This window comes from Arthrobacter ruber (assembly GCF_002954225.1).
Classification (GTDB): domain Bacteria; phylum Actinomycetota; class Actinomycetes; order Actinomycetales; family Micrococcaceae; genus Arthrobacter_D; species Arthrobacter_D ruber.
The window spans coordinates 235,875-256,238 of the sequence record NZ_PPTH01000016.1; the positions used below are offsets into that span (position 1 = coordinate 235,875).

At 69.8% G+C, this 20,364-nt stretch carries 20 protein-coding genes; 7 read left to right on the forward strand and 13 right to left on the reverse strand.

From position 1 onward, the window contains the following. Nucleotides 1-2 precede the first annotated feature (2 nt). The 3 genes from hpaD to CI785_RS09715 are packed head-to-tail and all read left to right on the forward strand — an operon-like array spanning nucleotide 3 to nucleotide 2,688. Nucleotides 3-1,085 carry a 3,4-dihydroxyphenylacetate 2,3-dioxygenase gene (gene hpaD, locus CI785_RS09705; protein ID WP_105031875.1) on the forward strand — a complete coding sequence of 361 codons (1,083 nt, stop codon included), beginning with the start codon at nucleotides 3-5 and terminating at the stop codon, nucleotides 1,083-1,085. 29 nt (nucleotides 1,086-1,114) lie between these two features. Continuing rightward, complete coding sequence (gene hpaH / locus CI785_RS09710; protein ID WP_105031876.1) at nucleotides 1,115-1,900, forward strand: 2-oxo-hept-4-ene-1,7-dioate hydratase; 786 nt, start codon at nucleotides 1,115-1,117, stop codon at nucleotides 1,898-1,900. Continuing rightward, entirely contained in the window at nucleotides 1,885-2,688 is an 804-nt protein-coding gene (locus tag CI785_RS09715) for an HpcH/HpaI aldolase family protein (protein ID WP_170068230.1), read from the forward strand. Before hpaH ends, CI785_RS09715 begins: the two co-directional genes overlap by 16 nt. On the opposite strand, the gene CI785_RS09720 is transcribed toward CI785_RS09715, so the two are convergent. After that, complete coding sequence (locus CI785_RS09720) at nucleotides 2,682-4,160, reverse strand: aromatic amino acid ammonia-lyase (RefSeq protein WP_157940223.1); 1,479 nt, start codon at nucleotides 4,158-4,160, stop codon at nucleotides 2,682-2,684. The two genes, CI785_RS09715 and CI785_RS09720, sit on opposite strands and share 7 nt — an antisense overlap. Before the next feature lie 179 nt (nucleotides 4,161-4,339). On the opposite strand from CI785_RS09720, the gene CI785_RS09725 reads away from it, so the two are divergent. Next, on the forward strand, nucleotides 4,340-4,954 hold the full coding sequence (locus tag CI785_RS09725; RefSeq protein WP_105031878.1) for a ClpP family protease: 615 nt from the start codon (nucleotides 4,340-4,342) through the stop codon (nucleotides 4,952-4,954). Next, a complete protein-coding gene (locus CI785_RS09730; RefSeq protein WP_105031879.1) occupies nucleotides 4,951-5,562 on the forward strand; it encodes a ClpP family protease in 612 nt (203 codons plus the stop codon). Before CI785_RS09725 ends, CI785_RS09730 begins: the two co-directional genes overlap by 4 nt. 33 nt (nucleotides 5,563-5,595) lie before the next feature. On the opposite strand, the gene CI785_RS09735 is transcribed toward CI785_RS09730, so the two are convergent. The 12 genes from CI785_RS09735 to CI785_RS09795 all read right to left on the reverse strand — a co-directional run bounded on the left by CI785_RS09735 (nucleotide 5,596) and on the right by CI785_RS09795 (nucleotide 16,885). After that, entirely contained in the window at nucleotides 5,596-5,970 is a 375-nt protein-coding gene (locus CI785_RS09735; protein ID WP_105031880.1) for a helix-turn-helix domain-containing protein, read from the reverse strand. Between the two features lie 118 nt (nucleotides 5,971-6,088). Continuing rightward, nucleotides 6,089-6,850: an ABC transporter permease gene (locus CI785_RS09740; protein ID WP_105031881.1), complete on the reverse strand. Its 762-nt coding sequence runs from the start codon at nucleotides 6,848-6,850 to the stop codon at nucleotides 6,089-6,091. Next, nucleotides 6,850-7,644 carry an ABC transporter ATP-binding protein gene (locus CI785_RS09745; RefSeq protein ID WP_105031882.1) on the reverse strand — a complete coding sequence of 265 codons (795 nt, stop codon included), beginning with the start codon at nucleotides 7,642-7,644 and terminating at the stop codon, nucleotides 6,850-6,852. Before CI785_RS09745 ends, CI785_RS09740 begins: the two co-directional genes overlap by 1 nt. Next, on the reverse strand, nucleotides 7,641-8,006 hold the full coding sequence (locus CI785_RS09750) for a DUF1048 domain-containing protein (protein ID WP_105031883.1): 366 nt from the start codon (nucleotides 8,004-8,006) through the stop codon (nucleotides 7,641-7,643). Before CI785_RS09750 ends, CI785_RS09745 begins: the two co-directional genes overlap by 4 nt. Continuing rightward, entirely contained in the window at nucleotides 8,003-8,332 is a 330-nt protein-coding gene (locus tag CI785_RS09755) for a PadR family transcriptional regulator (RefSeq protein ID WP_105031884.1), read from the reverse strand. Before CI785_RS09755 ends, CI785_RS09750 begins: the two co-directional genes overlap by 4 nt. Nucleotides 8,333-8,944: 612 nt before the next feature. Next, the gene (locus CI785_RS09765) at nucleotides 8,945-9,271 is read right to left on the reverse strand and encodes an L-rhamnose mutarotase (RefSeq protein WP_105031886.1); all 327 of its coding nucleotides are present in this window, start codon (nucleotides 9,269-9,271) and stop codon (nucleotides 8,945-8,947) included. A gap of 30 nt (nucleotides 9,272-9,301) precedes the next feature. Continuing rightward, entirely contained in the window at nucleotides 9,302-10,771 is a 1,470-nt protein-coding gene (locus CI785_RS09770; protein ID WP_105031887.1) for an L-fucose/L-arabinose isomerase family protein, read from the reverse strand. A gap of 81 nt (nucleotides 10,772-10,852) precedes the next feature. Further along, entirely contained in the window at nucleotides 10,853-11,920 is a 1,068-nt protein-coding gene (gene rhaS / locus CI785_RS09775; RefSeq protein WP_105031888.1) for a rhamnose ABC transporter substrate-binding protein, read from the reverse strand. A gap of 60 nt (nucleotides 11,921-11,980) precedes the next feature. Beyond that, entirely contained in the window at nucleotides 11,981-13,069 is a 1,089-nt protein-coding gene (locus tag CI785_RS09780; RefSeq protein WP_105031889.1) for an ABC transporter permease, read from the reverse strand. 70 nt (nucleotides 13,070-13,139) lie between these two features. Then, the gene (locus CI785_RS09785) at nucleotides 13,140-14,189 is read right to left on the reverse strand and encodes an ABC transporter permease (protein WP_105031890.1); all 1,050 of its coding nucleotides are present in this window, start codon (nucleotides 14,187-14,189) and stop codon (nucleotides 13,140-13,142) included. Then, entirely contained in the window at nucleotides 14,186-15,736 is a 1,551-nt protein-coding gene (locus CI785_RS09790) for a sugar ABC transporter ATP-binding protein (RefSeq protein WP_105031891.1), read from the reverse strand. Before CI785_RS09790 ends, CI785_RS09785 begins: the two co-directional genes overlap by 4 nt. Nucleotides 15,737-15,853: 117 nt before the next feature. After that, nucleotides 15,854-16,885 carry a LacI family DNA-binding transcriptional regulator gene (locus CI785_RS09795; protein ID WP_105031892.1) on the reverse strand — a complete coding sequence of 344 codons (1,032 nt, stop codon included), beginning with the start codon at nucleotides 16,883-16,885 and terminating at the stop codon, nucleotides 15,854-15,856. A 243-nt stretch (nucleotides 16,886-17,128) separates the two neighbouring features. Here CI785_RS09795 and rhaI point away from each other — a divergent pair, with 243 nt between their 5' ends. Beyond that, nucleotides 17,129-18,295 carry an L-rhamnose isomerase gene (rhaI, locus tag CI785_RS09800; protein WP_205753596.1) on the forward strand — a complete coding sequence of 389 codons (1,167 nt, stop codon included), beginning with the start codon at nucleotides 17,129-17,131 and terminating at the stop codon, nucleotides 18,293-18,295. Beyond that, entirely contained in the window at nucleotides 18,292-20,364 is a 2,073-nt protein-coding gene (locus tag CI785_RS09805) for a bifunctional aldolase/short-chain dehydrogenase (protein ID WP_420808226.1), read from the forward strand. The genes rhaI and CI785_RS09805 overlap by 4 nt, the downstream gene beginning before the upstream one ends.

Genomic DNA, 20,364 nt, shown 5'->3' on the forward strand with positions numbered 1-20,364 from the left:
CCATGGCCAACCCCATCCCCACGCCCTCGGTCCCCGCCCCGGACATCGTGCGCTGCGCGTACATGGAGATCGTGGTCACCGACCTCGCGACGTCCCGTGAGTTCTACGTCGACGTCCTCGGCCTGCACGTCACCGAGGAAGACGAGAACACCATCTACCTCCGCTCGCTCGAGGAGTTCATCCACCACAACCTCGTGCTGCGAAAAGGACCGGTCGCCGCCGTCGCCGCCTTCGCGTACCGCGTGAAGTCACCCGCCGAGGTCGACGCCGCCGAGGCGTACTACCGCGAGCTCGGCTGCCGCACGGAGCGGCGCCGGGACGGCTTCACCAGGGGCGTGGGCGACTCGGTCCGCGTCGAGGACCCGCTGGGCTTCCCGTACGAGTTCTTCTACGACGTCGAGCACGTGGAGCGCCTCACCCAGCGCTACGACCTCTACTCGGCCGGCGAGCTGGTACGCCTGGACCACTTCAACCAGGTCACCCCCGATGTGCCGCGGGGACGTGCCTACCTGGAGGACCTCGGTTTCCGCGTCTCCGAGGACATCCAGGACTCCGACGGCGTCACCTATGCCGTGTGGATGCACCGCAAGCAGACCGTGCACGACACCGCCCTGACCGGCGGCAACGGTCCCCGCATGCACCACGTCGCGTTCGCCACCCACGAGAAGCACAACATCATCCAGATCTGCGACAAGATGGGCGCCCTGCGGATCAGCGACCGCATCGAGCGCGGACCCGGCCGGCACGGCGTCTCCAACGCGTTCTACCTGTACATCCTGGACCCCGACGGTCACCGCATCGAGATCTACTGCCAGGACTACTACACGGGCGACCCGGACAACCCCACCATCACCTGGGACGTCCATGACAACCAGCGCCGCGACTGGTGGGGCAACGCCGTCGTCCCGTCCTGGTACTCGGAGGCGTCCCTCGTGCTCGATCTCGACGGCAATCCGCAGCCCGTCGTCGAACGCGAGGACAGGAGCGAGATGGCGGTCACGGTCGGCGCGGACGGTTTCTCCTACACGCGCAGGGATGACGGCGGCACCCCTGCCGAGGGCTTCAAGCTCGGCTCCCAACTCTGACCAGTCCCCCACCGACGGAAAGGACGCCGATGCTCGATCCCCAGGCCATCAGTGCCATCGCCGACGAACTGCTCGACGCCGCCCGTACACGCACGCCGGTGCCGCTGCTGACCGCCCGCTACCCCGACATGACGGTGGAGGACTCCTACGCCGTGCAGCGGCTTTGGCGGCAGCGCAACGAGGACGCCGGCCGCACGCTCGTGGGCCGGAAGATCGGGCTGACCAGCAGGGCGATGCAGGCGGCCACGGGCATCACCGAGCCGGACTACGGGGCGATCTTCGACGACATGGTCCTCGAGACCGGCTGCTCCGTGGCGTGGGAGCGCTACACGAAGCCGCGGGTCGAGGTGGAGCTCGCGTTCGTGCTGAAGAACGACCTCGCCGGGCCCGGCTGCACGATCTTCGACGTCCTCAACGCCACCGACTACGTGGTGCCGGCCCTGGAGATCCTCGACTCGCGCATCGAGATGGAGGGCCGCACCATCGTGGACACCATCTCCGACAACGCCGCCATGGGCGCCATGGTGGTCGGCGGCAGGCCCGTACGGCCCGACGCCGTCGACCTCCGCTGGGTCTCCGCGATCCTCTACAAGAACCAGGTGGTGGAGGAAACCGGGGTGGCCGCGGGGGTCCTGGATCACCCGGCCGCCGGTGTGCACTGGTTGGCCAACAAGATCGCCGCCCACGGTGACGGGCTGACGGCGGGCGAGATCATCCTCGCCGGGTCCTTCACGCGCCCGCTCTGGGTGGAGAAGGGCGATACCGTGCACGCCGACTACGGACCCCTGGGAGCTGTGACATGCCGCTTCGCCTAGGCCCCACCTTCGCCGGCGCACTGGCCGCCGCCGACCGGCCGCTCGCCGGCATGTGGGTCTGCTCGGGCAGCCCGCTCGTCGCCGAGATCTGCGCCGGCGCCGGACTGGACTGGTTGCTCGTCGACGCGGAGCACAGCCCCAACGGCCTCGAGTCGATCCTCGCCCAACTGCAGGCCGTCCACGGCTACCCGGTGCACACGCTCGTCCGGCCGCCCGTCAATGACACCGTGCTCATCAAGCAGTACCTGGACCTGGGCGTCCAGAACCTCCTGATTCCGATGGTCAACTCCGTCGCGGACGCCGAGGCCGCCGTCGCTGCCACCCGCTACCCGCCCGGAGGTGTCCGCGGCGTCGGTTCCGCCCTGGCGCGCGCCGCCCGCTGGAACCGTGTCCCCGAGTACCTGATGGGTGCGTCCGCGACGATCAGTGTCACCGTGCAGATCGAGTCGACGGCAGCCGTCGAGGCGGTGGAGGGCATCCTCGCGGTCGACGGTGTCGACGCGATCTTCGTCGGCCCCTCCGACCTCGCCGCGTCCATGGGACTGCTCGGCCAGCAGGAACACCCGCAGATCCGCGCCGCCGTCGAGCACTGCCTCGCTGCAGCCGCCCGGTCCGGAAAGCCGTCCGGCGTCAACGCCTTCAACCCCACGACGGCGCGCCACTACCTCGACGGCGGGGCGTCCTTCATCCTGGTCGGCGCCGACGTCGCCCTCCTCGCCCGCGGCTCCGAGGCCCTGGCCGCCGCGTTCATCCCGGCCTCCGACGACGGCGCACCGGGGAGTTACTGATGCGCCGGGATGCTCTCCCTCAGCCTGCGGTGGACCTCCGCCGCTGATGCAGCTCCCACGGCCGAGCCGTGGGCCAGTTCCGCCGCCCGGGTGGCCCCGACGCCGAGGCGGGTGGGAATCGACAGGTCGAGCAGGTCGACCGCCAGCAGCACCTCGACCGCGAGGAGGTCCGCGAGGAGTCCGACGGCTTCCTCGGTCCTCCTGACCGTCAGGACCGCGCCCGTGGCGTGATCCTCGATGCCCCGGTCCAGGACGGTCGAGTCCAGCGTCGCGGGAGCGGCCGACTGCCTGAGGGCCGTGAAGGAGGCCGACGCCGCGTACCGGAGCTGGATGCCCGGCAGGGACGCCGGGCCCATCGGCAGCGGTGGAGCGCCGTGGTCCAGGACGTCCATGACCGCGTCCCACAGGTGGCTCATGCGCCGTTCGCTGAGCTGCCCTACATGGACGAGGGCCACGCGCAGGGCGTCGAAGGACACCGCCATGACCATCGGGTGGAAATTGCCGTTGCTGATCACGGTACCGGTGTCGACGTCGGCCAGGGGGTTGTCGCTCGCGGAGTTCAGCTCCACGTCCACGGCCCGCTGGGTGGTGCCGAGGAATTCCCGCAGAGCGCCGTGGACCTGCGGGACCACCCGGAACGAGAGCGGGTCCTGGACGGACCGTGGTCCCGTGGCGTCCATCAGCGCGCCGCCCTGCAGGAGGTCCAGGATGTGCGCCGCAGCAGCGATCTGCCCGCGGTAGGGTTTGGCACGGCCGACGGCCGGCAGCACGATGGACGGATTGCCGCCCGTCGCCTCGAGGGACAGGGCTGCGGCCTCGTCGGCGGCATCGGCGATCCGCGCGACCTGGGCGGTCACGAGGGCACCATGCCCGATGGAGACCCCGTTGGAGGAGATCAGCGCGAGGCCGTCCTTCCCGTTGAGCCGGAGCGGGGGGATCCCCGCACGGTGGAGCGCCTCCCCGCCCGGGAGGGTCTCGCCGTCGTACTCCGCCGTGCCGGTCCCCACGGCCACCTGCGCGATGCCTGCCATATGGCCGACGTCCGCAGCCCCGACGGACCCCGTCGAGGGCAGGACCGGATGGACTCCTGCGTTGAGCATGGACACCAGGGTCTCGGCTGCCGCGAGACCGGCCCCGGAGCCGCCCCGCGCCATGCCGTTGACGCGCACGATCATCGCCGCGCGGACGATGTCCGGTGCGAGCGGCGGACCGAACGCGCCTCCATGCGTGGCCACCAGCATGTGCTGCTGCCGTTCGCGTTCCTCGTGGCGGATCTGCTGGTCCTTGCCATGACCGACGTTCGTGGTGAGGCCGTAGATGGACGTCCCCGATGCCAGCGCCTCGTCGATCAGTGCGCGGCCGGCGGCGATCCGCGCCCGTGCGGCGTCGCCGATCCTCACCTCCGCGCCGGCCACGACGGACAGGACCTCGTCGATGGACAGGGGATGAGCGTCGACGATGACGTAGTCCACATCGCCTCCCGGGCTCTGGTCCGCTGGTGATTCCTCTGAACGTGGTGGCGACACTGTACTCCTGCCCGACCGCCGAGCGGGAGGCCCCCGGTTTCCCTCGGGTCGTCAGCAGCCGGCAGCAGATCCGCCCTCGGCAGCGCGCCATTGTCCGGGCAGGACACCGGGACGAGGGTGGGGTCATGACTGAAGAACGCAGACCCACATCCCTCGACGACACCCTGACCCAGCAACTCATGGGCCACCGGATCCTGCTGCTCGGCACCGAGCTGGACCAGGAGGGTGGCAACCGGCTGTGCACGCAGCTGATGCTGCTCTCCGCCGAGGACCCGCAGCGCGACATCAGCCTGTGGATCAACTCCCCCGGCGGTTCGGTGCCCGCGATGCTCGCCATCCGCGACGTCATGCGCCTCATCCCGAACGACGTCTCCACCGTGGTGCTGGGCCTCGCGCTGAGCGCCGGGCAGTTCCTCCTGAGCGCCGGCACGCACGGCAAGCGGTTCGCCCTGCCGCACGCGCGTGTCCTGCTCCATCAGGGATCCGGAGGGATCGGCGGGACCGCGATGGACATCGCCATCCAGGCCGAGGACCTCCGCCACACGCGGGACACCGTGCTCGGGCTCATCGCCGCGGACACCGGACAGCCGGAGGCCCGGATCACCGCCGACTCGCAGCGCGACCGGTGGTTCACGGCGGCGCAGGCCCGCGACTACGGGTTCGTGGACCGGATCATCGACCATCTCGACGACATCCGGCCCGGCCGCCGCCCGGCCGTCAGTCTGGGGGCCGTGCGATGAGCGCCTACACCATCCCCTACGTCACGGTGCGGCACGGCAACGGGTCGCAGCAGACCCTCGACATCTACAGCACCCTGCTGTCCGAGCGGATCATCTACCTCGGTACGCCACTGGACGACGGCGTGGCCAACGCGCTCATCGCGCAGCTGCTCCACCTGGAGTCCGTGAGCGCGTCGCTGCCGATCGACCTGTACATCAACTCACCGGGCGGGTCCATCAGCGCGATGCTGGCCGTGTACGACGCGATGCAGTACGTCACTCCGCCGGTCCGCACCACGTGCATCGGGCAGGCGACCTTCACCGCGGCGGTGCTGCTCGCCGGTGGTGAGCACGGTGCCCGCTCGATCCTGCCGCGGGGGCGTGTGGTGCTGCACCAGCCGACCATCGAGACGGGACGGGGCACCATCCCGGACCTGATCCTCGAGGCCGACGAGGTGGAGCGGATCAAGGCCCTGCTCGACGAGCTCCTGGCCCGCCACACGGGCAGGACCGTGGAGGACATCAGGCAGGACACGGACCGGAACCTCGTCCTCGACGCCGGACAGGCGGTGCTCTACGGGGTGGTCGACCACGTGGTCGAGTACCGGAAGACGGAGCTGCTGGCGTAGGGGCGGCTCAGGCGGCTCGCGGTGCGGGCGGGGTCAGGCGGCGAGGTTCACCCGGGGCGAGCCGCCCTGCGCCATCCGCGTCGTGGCATGCGAGCTGAGCGTCCGTACTGTGACGCCGAGCGACCGGGCGACGGCCGCGAGGATCTCCGAGGAGGCGTCCTTGCGTCCGCGTTCGATCTCCGAGAGGTACTGCGGCGAGATGGCCGCGCGGGTTGCCACATCCGTCAGCCGCTCACCGCGGTTCTGGCGGAGCTCCCGCAGCACGTCGCCGTACGCCTCGCGCAGGAGCGGTTCGCGTCCCCGTCCGACGGCTTCCGGAGGCCCGGCCGGCCTGTGCTGCTCCCGCGGCGGGGTGTCCCGCCGTCGTGCGGTCGTTGCAGGTGTCGGGAAGTACAGGATCTCGCCCATGCAGTCGAACTGTAGTCCCGTCGACGCCGGATGGGGGACCGCTCTGCTCAGAGCAGAGCAGTCCCCGAGGCTCGACCCCGGTTCCGGGGCCGATGAGCGCCCCGACGACAGCCCGGGTTCAGGCGGTCCTGCGCCGGTAGGTGATGGTCGCCGCGGCGTAGGCCAGGACCAGGAGGCCGAGGGTCCATGCCAGGGCGGTCCAGATGTCGCTGCTCACCGGCTGCTGTGCGAGCAGGTTCCGGATGGTGTCGACGATCGAGGTGACCGGCTGGTTCTCCGCGAACCAGCGCACCGGTCCGGGCATGGAGTCCGTGGGGGCGAAGGCCGAACTGACGAACGGGAGGAAGATCAGTGGGTAGGAGAACGCGCTCGCGCCGTCGACGGTCTTGGCGGACAGGCCCGCTATCACCGCCATCCAGGTCAGGGCCAGGGTGAAGAGCACCAGCATGCCCGCGACCCCGAGCCAGGCGCCGAGACCGGCCGACGAGCGGAAGCCCAGGAGGAGCGCGACGCCGATGACGATCGCCAGCGACACGAGATTCGCGGCGAGCGAGGTGAGGACGTGCGCCCACAGCATGCTGGAGCGGGCGATGGGCATGGACTGAAAGCGCTCGAAGATCCCGCTCTGCAGGTCGAGGAACAGCCGGTAGGCGGTGTACGCGACGCCGGAGGCGATCGTGATGAGCAGGACACCGGGCAGCAGGTAGTTCACGTAGGAGGTGGACCCGGTGTCGATCGCCCCTCCCAGCACGTAGACGAACAGGAGCATGATCGCCACGGGCATGATCGCCGTCGTCACGATCGTGTCCATGCTGCGGGTGATGTGGCGCAGGGACCTGCCGGTCAGGGCTGCGGTGTCACCGACGAAGTGCGTGCTCATCAGGAGTCCTTCCGGGTCCGCTGGTCCGCCGCGGTGCCTGCGGTGCCGGTGATCGCGAGGAACACGTCCTCGAGGGTGGGCTGCTTCTCGACGTACTCGATGCGGGCGGGTGGAAGGAGCTGCCTGAGGTCGGCGAGTGTGCCATCGGCGATGATCCGGCCCTCGTGCAGGACCGCGATGCGGTCGGCGAGGTGCTCGGCCTCGTCGAGGTACTGGGTGGTCAGCAGCACCGTGGTGCCCTGCCCGGCCAGCTCACGGACCGCCCGCCACACCTCGAGCCTCGCCTCGGGGTCGAGGCCCGTGGTCGGCTCGTCGAGGAAGATGACCGGCGGGCGGCCGATCAGGCTCATGGCGATGTCCAGGCGGCGGCGCATGCCGCCCGAGTAGGTCGCCGCCTTGCGGCTACCCGCCTCGGTCAGCGCGAAGCGCTGCAGCAGGTCGTCGGCGATCGTGCCCGGGTCCTTCAGGTGCCGCAGCTTCGCGACGAGCACGAGGTTCTCGCGTCCGCTGAGCACTTCGTCGACGGCCGCGAACTGTCCGGTGAGGCTGATCGACTCCCGGACCTCGGCCGCCTGCGCGGCGACGTCGAAGCCGTTGACGCCGGCGCTCCCGGCGTCCGCAGAGAGCAGCGTGGACAGGATCTTCACCACGGTGGTCTTGCCGGCGCCGTTGGAGCCGAGCAGCGCGAAGATACTGCCGCGTGCGACGGCGAAATCGACCCCGCGCAACACGTGGACCTCCCTGTACGACTTCTCGAGGCCCCGCACCTCGATGGCCGTGGCCGGCGTGCTCATCGCGCGCCTCCCCGCTCCGCCTCGTCGATGGCCCTGGCGAGGCGGTTCCGTTCCTTGCGGATCCAGCTCCCGCCGTCGTAGTTCTCCATGAACGAATCGGCGAACTCCGCCGGGTCCGCGCCGACGACGTCCCGGATCGGTGTTCCCGCCGCGACGCTCTGCTCGAGCAGGTCCGCGAGATCGGTGAGCATCGCGATGAGGCTCTCCCCGTTGCCGCTCGGGCCGAGGTTCAGGAGATAGCGCTCGAGTGCGAGTGCGACCTCACGGTAGCCCTCGGGCAGCTGCCGGACGCGTTCCCTGTACTCCCTGTAGCGCTTCTTGTCGCCGAGGTCCCCTACGATCTTCTCTAGCCACATGGTCATGCCCCTTCGTCGCGGAGCTGTTCGAGCCGGTCCGAGAGGAAGCTCCAGGTCCTCCAGAACTCATTGAGGTATTCCTGCCCCTGTGCGTTGAGCGAGTACACCTTCCGCGGCGGGCCCTTCTCGGACGGGACCTTCTCCACGTCCACGAGTCCCCGCTGTTCGATGCGGATGAGGAGCGCGTAGATGGTCCCCTCCGCGATGTCCGTGAACCCCTGATCCCGGAGCCACGTGGTGATCTCGTACCCGTAGGCCGACCGGCCGGCCAGGATGGCCAGGACGATCCCTTCGAGGGTGCCCTTGAGCATCTCCGTCGCCTGCTTGCTCATGGTGCCCCTCCAGCTACTCAGTGTCGCTTGGTACCGCTACAACGTAACACTAGGTACCGGTACATAGCAATAGGAGGTACTGTCGACGTCACCGCGCCGCGGGATGCCGGACGCCGCTGCAACGGCATGAGTCCGCTGCACGCATGCGGAGACAGAAGGCAGGGTGGGTCGGGCGGCGGACAGTGGCGGCTTCCCAGGATGACTCGTGCCGCGGTGATGTCGTGAGCGCCGCTATGTGCCGTGCAATCCAGGCGACTGCCTCGTCCTCGGAGGTGAAGCAGCCGGTCGGGTGCACCGCCGTCCGGGCCCCTCCGGAGAGGACCTCGTCGTGAGGCCATGGGCCGCGTCGTGGCCGGAGACCACGGATCCCTCCACCCACTGCAGGTGCTGGATGCCATCCGGACGCAGGCTCACCCACGCCTTGCCGCCGGCAGCCCGCACGCATCGAAGCTCACGGCCTCGCCCCATCACTGCGAAGACTACGTGTCGGGATCGGCAGGGACCGGTGACGACGCCCGTTTCCCCGCCGCCCCTGCGCTGGACCCCTGAAGCGGCCGCACCGCCGCGGTGGATGGCCCCGGGGGCGCGACGCCGATCAGGTGAAGGGGAGCCCTACAGCTGGTCCTCGAGGTGGAAGACCTCCTCGAGCCGCATGAAGCCCTCGTCCGGCCGGCCCTCCAGCGCCACGAAGAACGGGGACATCTCCGCCTGCCACCGCGCGTTGACCTCGGTACCCGCCATGGCGGCCTGGGAGGCGGCGAAGTCCTCGCACTCCACGTACCCGATCAGCAGCCCGTCCGGGCGCAGGAACAGCGAGTAGTTGTTCCACCCGGTGTCCTTCAGGGCCCGTGCCATGTCCGGCCAGATGGCCGCGTGGCGTTCGCGGTACTCGGGGATCCGCTCGGGGCGGACCTGCAGCTGGAAGCACACGCGTTCCATGGATCTCCGTTCTACGTCGGTCGAGAAAAGTCAGAGGGTCACGTGGCGGTGCTCGACGCCGAGGAGGGACGCCGCAGCCCGGACGTCGCCTGCGCGGTGGCCCACGCACAGCGCCCAGTGGTGGCCGATGCCCGTCCGGCTCCACTCGTCCACCCACAGTCCGGGGTCCCCGCCGAAGTCCACGCGGGAGGTCGTGTTGCCGATCGCGAGCAGCGGGCCGGGCACCACGGTGCCCTCGGAGGTCACGAAGACGTAGGAGCCGTCCGGGTCCTGGCCGATTCCGAACGTGGTGACGGGCCCGTGGCGCACGTCGAACTCCACCGAGACGCCCCAGCCGCGCTTGCCGTGGTAGACCCCGAGCCCGCGCAGCAGGGGGTCGGCGGCGCTGACCGCGAGATGGGCCGGTCCGTCGTGGCCCATCTCCACCACGTTGTCGAAGAAGTTGAGCGCCTGGATCTCCGTGAAGGAGCCGCCGGCACCCATGGCCTGCGCCGCCAGCATGGCGATGGAGGTCCGCAGTTCGTACTCGCCCGCCATGGGGACGCCACGCGCGGTGAGGATCGAGGCACCGAGGATCATTCCCGCCCCGAGGCGTTCGTGCTGCTCCCCCGCGAGGCCGCGGTGGTAGTAGGCGAGGGAGTCGAGGTCGAACTCCGTGACGAGCCGGTCGAGCCCCACCGAGACCTTCGCGCCCCACGCGAAGTCGTCGTCGTCCACCGACACGTCCACGGTGAAGAGGCTGCGGGCCAACGCCATGCGCTCGCGGACCTGCCCGTCCGTCACCTCACCGACGAACTCGCGCAGGTCGTCGAACTCGACCACCTCCACGTGCGAGCCGAACGTCGTCGAGACGGTGGTGGAGTCGGTGGAGACGTCGAGCATGCCCGGGTACACGTGCCCCATGAGCCCGTGGCGGGCGTGCCGCAGCCTGCCGCGCACCGCTGCCGCGTGGACCCACTGGTCGATGCGCTCCCACGCGGACTCCTGCGTGAGGTACCCGGACACCGACCGGAACGGGATGCCGGCGCGCCTGAAGACGTTCGCGACCTCGGGCACCGGGCACTGGCCGCAGTACGCGAGCCACTTGCCGGTGTCGAAATTGGCGTGGTCCATGGCCTCGGTGGGCTGCAGGTCGATCACGAGGACCGGGGTCTGCGAGCGCTGCGCGATCGGCAGCACCATCGACGACGTCAGGTAGGTGGTGAGGAAGATGACGATCAGGTCGCAGTCCGCGCGCCTCAGCTGCTCGGCGGCCACCGCCGCCTCGCGGGCGTCGGAGACGAAGCCGACGTCGGTCACTTCGGCGTCGAGCGCGGTGAACCGATCGGTGACGTAGCGGGCCGATTCCTGCAGCTGCGGCAGGAGATCAGGGAACTGCGGCCAGTACGCGCCGAGCCCGCCCGAGACGAGCCCGAGCCGGGTAGGACGGCGGCGGATCGGCTCGAGCAGTCCGGACAGCGCGAGCGGGGCGGAGGACGAGACCGGGAAGTCGCTGGTCATGGGTGCTCCTGGGACGGGCGGGACGGGGGCAGGGGGACGGACGAGGGCGGGGCGCCCGGAAGGAGCGCCCCGCCCGTGCGACTAGAAGTCGTAGTCGTCGATGTTCTCCGCGTTGAACACGGTCGGCGGGCCCACCAGCACGATCCCGCCCTCGCCGACCTCGCGCTCGCCGAGCTCACCGGCCTCGAAGGAGTCGCCGACCTCGCCGGTGATCGAGCCGTCGGCCAGCGCCTTGCCCGCGAAGGCCGCCACGTAGCCGAGCTGTGCCGGGTCCCAGAGGGCGAACTCGGAGACCGTGCCGTCCTTGACGAACGGCCGCATCTCGTTCGGCAGTCCGAGCCCGGTCAGCGCCACCTTGCCCTTGTACTCCGACGTGGAGAGGTACCGCGCCGTCGCGGCGATGCCCACCGTCGTCGGCGAGATGATGCCCTTGAGGTCCGGGTAGGCCTGCAGCAGGCCCTGGGCCTCCTGAAAGGACTTGGTGTCGTCGTCGTCGCCGTACACCTTCGCCACGAGCTCGATGTTCGCGTAGTCGGGGTTGGCGGCGAGCTCCTCCTCCATGAACTTGATCCATTCGTTCTGGTTGGTGGCGTTGGCGGTGGCCGAGAGGATCGCGATCTCGCCCTCGCCGCCGATCTGCTCCGAGATGAGCTCGAGCTGGATCAGGGCCACGTCCTTGGCGTTGACCTGGCTGACGAAGAGGTCGCGGTAATCGGGGTTGGTGTCGGAGTCGAACGCGACGATCTTGGCACCCGCGGTGCGGGCCTCCTCGAGGGCGGGCCCGACGGCGTCGGGATCGTTGGCGGCGATCACGATCACGTTGGTGCCGCGCTGCGTCTCGGCGTTGATGAAGGACACCTGGCTGGAGGCGCTGGCATCCAGCGGGCCGACCACCTCCGAGGAGACGAACCCGGCCTCCGTCGCGCCGTCCTCACCGCCGCCCAGCACCACGTCGGTGTAGGGGTTGTTGAGCTGCTTGGGGATGAACGTGATCGTCTGCTCGCCGTCCGACCCGCTGCCGCCTTCCGTGCCGCCGCCACCCTCGGTGGCCGCACCGCCACCGCAGGCACTGAGGACCAGCGCGGCGCTCGTCGCGAGAGCCGCGAACGCCGCCCGGCGCCGGGTGGATCCGGAATGAATAGACCTCATCGTTTTTCCTTTCGAAGGGCGCTGGGAACCAGACGCCGGGTGCAACCCCAGGGGGACGGCCTAGGGAAGTGGTGCTGCGCGGACCTGCCTGGCATGGCGTGCCCGCTGGACGGCGGCGGCGATGTTCGGCGCCACCACGGAGAGGATGAGAAGGGACCCCGTCACGATGATGAGGACCACCTCGGAGACGCGGTCCAGTTTGAGCGCGTAGTTGATGGTGCCGATCAGCAGCACACCGGCGAGCACGCCCGGGATGGACCCCTTGCCGCCGAAGATCGAGACGCCGCCCAGCAGCACGGCGGCGATGACCGCCAGCTCGAGTCCGCTCGCGTTGTCGCTGCGGGCGCTCGAGTAGCGGAGCGTCCAGTAGATGCCGGCGAGCGCCGAGACGGTCCCGGTGGCCAGGTAGAGCACGAACTTGGAGCGGGCCACGTCGATGCCCACGAAGGTCGCGGCCTCCCTGCTGTATCCGAGGGCGAAGAGCCCTCGGCCGAACGGCGTGAAGTGCAGGACGACGGCGAACGCGATGATCAGCACCACCACGCCGATCATCACCGTGGGGATCCCCGTGCCGCCGATCTTCGAGGTGAAGAACGACGTGAGCCCGGGCGGGAAGTTCGCCACCGCGTTGTCGCCGATCACCACGAGGGCGAGGCCGCGGAACAGGGCGAGCGTGCCGATCGTGACGGCGAGGGACGGCAGACCGAGATAGGCGATGAGCACCCCGTTGAACGCGCCGGCCACGAGGCCCGCGAGGACGCAGATCACCAGGACGAGCGCGATCGGCATGCCGCCCTGCCAGAGGACGCCCATGAGGGCGCTGGTGAGCCCGGCGATGCTCGCCACCGAGAGGTCGATCTCGCCGGAGATGATCACGAGCGTCATCGGCAGGGCGATGAGCAGCGTGGGGATCACGTCCAGGAGCAGGAAGCCGACGGTGACGGGCGAGGCGAAGCGCGGGATGGCGATGCTCGCGTAGAGCACGACGACGACGAGCACGTAGATCATGATCGCGTCGCGTCCGAGCAGGACCCGCGCGGCGCCCGTCCGGCCCTTGGGGACGGCGAGCACCTTGGTGGTGTCCGCCTTCCCCGCGGCGGGCCGGCGCGTGCTCTTCTCCTCGGAGGTCCTCGTACCTGGGGCGGCCATGCGCTTGCCTCTCACTGGTTTCTCCGTCGGGCCCTGCTCGGGATCGACGGCGGTCCGGGAACGCGACGGATCAGACATTGCGGGCCTCCGCTATGCGCAGCTTGCGGGCCGACCGCACGCTGGCGATGCGGTCGATGACCACGGCCGCGAGGATGAGGATGCCCACGATGGCCTGCTGCCAGAACTTGTCCACCCGCAGGGCCGTCAGGGCGCTGGTGATGGTGGTCAGCAGGAGGGCGCCGATCGTGGCGCCCACCACGGTGCCGCTGCCGCCGAAGATCGCGACCCCGCCCACCACGGCCGCGGCGACGACGTCGAGCTCCAGTCCGGAGCCCGTCGTCGCGCCCACCGAGTTGAAGCGGCTGGCGTACAGCACGCCCGCCAGGCCGGCCAGCAGGCCGTTCACCACGAAGGCGAGGAGGACCCGGCGGGTGACGGGGATGCCGAAGAGCCGGGCGGCGTCGGGGTCGGAGCCGATGGCGTAGAGGTCGCGGCCGGGTCTGGTCCCGAGCATGTACACCGCGACGATCGCGACGACGACGACGGCGATCAGGGTGATCACGGGGAACCCGAGGATCGTGTCCACGGACAGGTTGCCGAACGCCTCGGGGCGGTCGCCGGCGAAGTACTGGGTCCCGCCCGCCCAGGCGTTGTTGATGCCGCGGAAGATGTACAGGGTGCCGAGCGTGATGACGAGGGCCGGGACCTTCGCGATGGTGATCAGCAGGCCGTTCAGGGCTCCGAGCACCGCGCCGAACAGCATGCCGAGCACGAACACCGCGATGATCGGCAGGTTCGGGGCGGCCACGAAGATGCTGCCGGTGCCGAAGGCCACGAGTCCGAGGATGGAACCCACCGACAGGTCGATGTTCCGGGTGATGATCACGAGGGTCTGGCCGACGGCGAGGATCATCAGGATGGTCGCGTTGAGCAGGAGGTCCTTGATGCCCTGCTCGCTGAGGAACAGCGGGTTGAGGGCCGCGGTCACCGCCACGAGGATCACGAGGGCGAGGATCACCGGGAGTTCGCGGAGCCTGAGGAAGGAGGCGAGCGCCGAAGGACGGGAGTGCCCGGGGGTGGGGTGCGCGGGAGCCGCGCCTACCGTGCGGTCGAGGCTCATCGCGAGGACTCCAGGGATGCGGTGGCTGCGTGCATGACGGTCTCGGCGGTGGCCTCGGACCGGTCGAGGTGGCCGGTGATCCGGCCCTCGCGCATGACCAGCACGCGGTCGGCCATGCCCAGCACCTCGGGGAGCTCGGAGGAGATCATGAGGATCGCGATCCCCCGCCCGGCGAGCTCGGACAGGAGCCGGTGCACCTCCGCCTTCGTGCCGACGTCGATCCCGCGGGTGGGTTCGTCGACGATGAGCAGCTTCGGATCCGTCGCGAGCCATTTCGCGAGGACCACCTTCTGCTGGTTGCCACCGGACAGGGTGGAGACGGCGTGCTCGGGCGAACCGGCCTTCACCTGCAGGCGCCTGCCCCACGTCTCGGCGGCCGCACGCTCGGCGCGGGCGCTGATCACGCCGAAGCGTGCGAGCGAGTGCCGGAGCGTCAGGGCGGTGTTGCGCTCGACGGACAGGTCCATGACGAGTCCTTGCTTGCGCCGGTCCTCCGGGACGAAGCCGATCCCGGCGTCGATCGCGGCGCGGGGGTCCCTGTGCCGCAGCGGCCGCCCGGACATCTCGACGGTGCCCGACTCGTAGCGGTCGATGCCGAAGACCGCCCGGGCCACCTCGGTGCGCCCGGCCCCCACGAGGCCCGAGAGTGCCACGATCTCGCCTGCGCGCACCTCGAAGTCGATGTCGTGGAAGACACCGGGCCGGGTCAGTCCGCGGACACGCAGGACGACCTCACCCGCCTGCGTCTCGGTCTTGGGGAACAGGGCGTCGATGTCGCGGCCCACCATCTCGCGGACGATCGCCTCGACCGACGTCGCATCCGTCTCGTGCGTGGCGATGTAGGTGCCGTCGCGCATGACGGTGATGCGGTCGCACAGTCCGAAGACCTCGTCGAAGCGGTGGGAGATGAAGAGGATGCCGCTGCCGGCGTCGCGCAGGCGGCGGGCGACGGCGAACAGGCGCTCCACCTCGACGCCGCTGAGCGCCGCCGTGGGCTCGTCCATGACCAGCACGCGGGCGTCCAGGGAGATGGCCTTGGCGATCTCGATGATCTGCTGGTCGGCGATGGACAGGCCTTCCGCCACGCGGTCCGGGTCGATCGGGACGCCGAGCTGGTCGAACAGCTCCTTGGCGCGCCGGCGCATCTCGAGGCGGCTGATGAGGCCGAAGCGGCCCTTCGGCTGGCGCCCGATGAAGATGTTCTCGGCCACCGTGAGATCGGGGAAGAGGGTGGGTTCCTGGTAGATGACCGAGATGCCGGCGGCCTTGCTGTCGGCGACGTTGCGGAAGCTGACGGCCCGCCCCGCCACGAGGAACTCACCGGCGTCGGGCTGGTGCACCCCGGCGAGGATCTTCACGAGCGTGGACTTGCCCGCCCCGTTCTCACCGACCAGCGCGTGGATCTCACCGGCGGCGAGGTCGATGGTGCCGTCAGCGAGGGCCACCACAGGCCCGAAGGTCTTCAGCGCTCCCCTGAGGCTCAGGACCGAGGCCCGCTCCGGAGCGGTCGGATCGGTGGCTTCGCTGCCACCGTCGAAGTGCGTCACTGCGACTCCTCAGGAAAAATGAATCGTTTCAGAGCATCGGTTCACCTCGAATAGTAGGCGTGACCCACATCACCGTCAACAGCCCGAGACCGACCTGTGACCTCGGGTGCCGCGGAGTCAGCCGACGGCGCCGACCACCGCCCGGGTGCTGCCGCGCTCCACGAGCTCCGGGTCGAAGATGACCTGGCGGCGCCGCGATGCTGGGCCCTCGATCTCCTCGAGGAGGAGCTCCACGGCGGTTCTCCCCATGAGCGTGGTCGGCTTGCGGACGCTCGACAGCGGGACCACCGCGGAGGCCGAGAAGTCGATGTCGTCATACCCGATGAGGGCGATGTCCTCGGGGATCCGCAGGCCGTGGATCATCAGCACGGCCTGCATGACGCCGATCGCGAGGAGGTCGTTGGCGCAGAAGACGCCGTCGGGCAGTTCCCCCCTGGGTCGCTGGGCGATCCCGTCGCCGACGTCGCGGCCGGCGAGGACCGTCATGGCCTCGGCCTCGACGACCTCGAGGACCGCGCCGTCGTGCTCCTCGACCGCCTGGCGCGCGCCGGCGAGCCGATCGGCCACCTGGCGGTAGTCGGCCCGGGTCCCCACGAACACGATGCGCCGCCGCCCCGCGTCCAGGAGGTGGCGTACCGCCATGTAGCCTCCGGCGACGTCATCCACGGACACCGAGCTGCAGCGCCGCTGCGCATCGGTGCGGTCCACCAGCACCACCGGCATCCCGCGCGTGCGCAGGGCCTCGACGCGGGGCCCTACATCGCCGACCGGGGAGATGAGCATGCCCTGGACGCGCTGTTGCTCGAAGACGTCGATGTAGCGGGCCTCGCGATCGGCGTCCTGGCCGCTGTCGCCGAGCACCACGGTGCTGCCGTTCTCGGCCGCGCAGTCCTCCGCGGCGCGGGCGAGGGAGGAGAAGAACGGGTTGCCGACGTCGAGCACGACGAGCCCGATGGTGCGGCTCTGGCCCGCCCGGAGCTGCCGGGCGGCGTCGTTCCGCACGAAGCCGAGCGCGTCGATCGCGCCCTGGACACGCTCACGGGTGACGGACGAGACGCGTGCGGGATGGTTCAGCACGTTGGACACCGTGCCCACCGCCACCCCTGCCCGGTCGGCGACGTCCTTGATGCTGACGGGTCGGCTCTCCATGGTTCCCTCGACTACCTCGACGCTCGGGTCCGGCCGTGGTTCGGCCGGACCCGCAGGACTGTTGACACTCGGTCTGGAGCAAGGATAACTTTGAAACGTGCTAATGAAACGATTCAAAAGCACGACGATCCTTTCGTCCCCTCCCGGCCCGTTCCGGGCAGGTGACGACACCCGAATATTCGCCGCCCGCGGTGCCACGGAGCATGCAGCGGCCGCTCACCCTTCCGACGCTGGAGAGAGTACATGACTGTCATCGACGACATCGCTGCGGAGCTGGATCAGCTCGCCATCGAGGTTCCCTCCTGGGCCTACGGCAATTCCGGAACACGCTTCAAGGTGTTCGCTACCCCCGGCACTCCCCGCACCGTCGAGGAGAAGATCGCCGACGCGGGCATGGTCAACAAGCTGACCGGTCTCGCCCCGAGCGTCGCACTGCACATCCCCTGGGACAAGGTGGACGACTACGGGATCCTGGCCTCCCACGCGGCTGACCACGGCGTGCGGCTGGGCACCATCAACAGCAACACCTTCCAGGACGACGACTACAAGTTCGGCAGCCTGACCCACAGCGACGCCGCCGTGCGGAACAAGGCGATCGACCACATGTACGAGTGCATCGAGGTCATGAACGTCACCGGTTCCCGGGACCTGAAGATCTGGCTCGCCGACGGCTCGAACTACCCCGGCCAGGCGGACATGCGCTCCCGTCAGGACTGGCTCCAGGACTCGCTGCGGAAGGTCTACGACCGCCTCGGCGAGGACCAGCGGCTCGTGCTCGAGTACAAGTTCTTCGAGCCGGCGTTCTACCACACGGACGTCCCCGACTGGGGCACCTCCTACGCGCACTGCCTGCAGCTCGGCGAGAAGGCGCTCGTCTGCCTCGACACCGGCCACCACGCCCCGGGGACCAACATCGAGTTCATCGTGGCGCAGCTCATCCGCCTCGGGAAGCTCGGCTCCTTCGACTTCAACTCGCGCTTCTACGCCGACGACGACCTCATCGTGGGGGCCGCCGACCCGTTCCAGCTCTTCCGCATCATGGCCGAGGTGGTCCGCGGCGGAGGCCTCGACCCGTCGAGCGGGATCGCGCTGATGCTGGACCAGTGCCACAACCTCGAGGAGAAGATCCCCGGCCAGATCCGCTCGGTGCTGAACGTGCAGGAGATGACGGCGCGCGCGCTGCTCGTCGACCGCCCCGCGCTCACCGCGGCGCAGCAGTCCGGCGACGTCCTGGGCGCCAACGCCATCCTGATGGACGCCTTCTACACGGATGTGCGGCCCGCCCTGGCGCAGTGGCGCGAGTCGAAGGGCCTGCCCGCCGACCCGATGGCGGCCTACCGGGAGACCGGCTACCAGGACAGGATCAACACCGAACGACAGGGCGGCCAGCAGGCCGGATGGGGAGCATGACAGTGACGACGACGACGGGACCCATGACCACCTCGACCAACCCCACGGTCGGTGAGCTCATCGAGCGCTCCAACCGGCTGGGCGCCGACAAGCGGAACACGAACTACGCCGGCGGCAACACCTCGGCAAAGGGCAGGGGGGTCGACCCGGTGACCGGCGAGGACGTCGAGCTGCTCTGGGTCAAGGGCTCCGGCGGTGACCTCGGGACGCTAAAGGAGTCAGGACTCGCGGTCCTCCGCCTCGACCGCATGCGCGCCCTCCAGAGCGTCTACCCGGGCGTGGAGCGCGAGGACGAGATGGTCGCCGCGTTCGACTACACCCTGCACGGCAAGGGCGGGGCGGCACCCTCCATCGACACGGCCATGCACGGCCTCGTCGACGCAGCCCATGTGGACCACCTCCACCCCGACTCGGGCATCGCTGTCGCGACGGCCGCGGACGGTGAGGCGCTCACCTCCACCATCTTCGGGTCGAAGGTCGTCTGGGTGCCCTGGCGTCGTCCCGGTTTCCAGCTCGGGCTCGACATCGCCGCGATCAAGGCCGCGAACCCCGAGGCCATCGGCACGATCCTCGGCGGCCACGGCATCACCGCGTGGGGTGAGACCTCCGCGGAGGCCGAGGCGAACTCCCTGGAGATCATCGAGACGGCCGAGCGGTACATCGCCGAGCACGGCCGGCCGGAGCCCTTCGGACCGGCCCTCGAGGGCTACGCCGCGCTGCCCGAGGCAGATCGCCGCGCGAAGGCCGCCGCCCTCGCCCCGACCATCCGAGGGCTCGTCTCCACGGACAGGGCGCAGGTGGGCCACTTCACCGACGACCCCCGCGTCCTGGACTTCCTCGCGTCGGCGAACCACCCCCGGCTGGGGGCGCTCGGCACGAGCTGCCCCGACCACTTCCTCCGCACCAAGGTCAAGCCGCTGATCCTCGACCTCCCGGCCGGCGCCGACGTCGAGAGCTGCCTGCTGCGCCTGCGCGAACTGCACACCGAGTACCGCGCGGACTACGCCGCCTACTACGACCGGCATGCCACGCCGGACTCCCCCGCCATGCGCGGCGCGGATCCCGCGATCGTGCTGGTGCCCGGCGTCGGCATGTTCTCCTTCGGCGCCAACAAGCAGACAGCCCGGGTCGCCGGTGAGTTCTACCTCAACGCGATCAACGTGATGCGCGGTGCCGAGGCCATCTCCACCTACTCCCCCATCGACGAGGCGGAGAAGTTCCGCATCGAGTACTGGGCCCTCGAGGAGGCCAAGCTCGCCCGCATGCCGAAGCCGAAGTCCCATGCCGGGCGCATCGCCCTGGTGACCGGGGCGGCGTCGGGCATCGGCAAGGCCATCGCCACGCGGCTCGCCGCGGAAGGCGCCTGCGTGGTCATCGCCGACCTCAACATCGACAGCGCCACCACGGTCGCCGAGGAACTCGGTGGTCCGGACGTCGCGATCGGCGTCCAGGCGGACGTGACGGACCCGGCGCAGGTGCTGGAGGCCGTGAAGGCCGCCGTCCTCGCCTTCGGCGGCCTGGACCTCGTGGTCAACAACGCCGGGCTGTCCATCTCGAAGCCGCTCCTGGAGACCACCGAGAAGGACTGGGACCTGCAGCACAACGTCATGGCGAAGGGCTCCTTCCTCATGTCGCAGGCCGCCGCGAAGGTGCTGATCGAGCAGGACATGGGCGGGGACATCATCTACATCTCCTCGAAGAACTCCGTGTTCGCCGGCCCGAACAACATCGCCTACAGCGCCACGAAGGCGGACCAGGCGCACCAGGTCCGCCTCCTCGCCGCCGAACTCGGTGGCTACGGCGTCCGCGTCAACGGCATCAACCCCGACGGCGTGGTCCGCGGTTCCGGCATCTTCGCCGGCGGCTGGGGCGCCAAGCGGGCAGCGGTCTACGGCGTGGAGGAGGACAAGCTGGGCGAGTACTACGCGCAGCGGACCCTGCTCAAGCGCGAGGTGCTGCCGGAGAACGTCGCCAACGCGGTGGCGGTCCTGACCTCCGCCGAGCTCTCGCACACCACCGGCCTGCACATCCCCGTGGACGCGGGCGTCGCTGCCGCGTTCCTGCGCTGA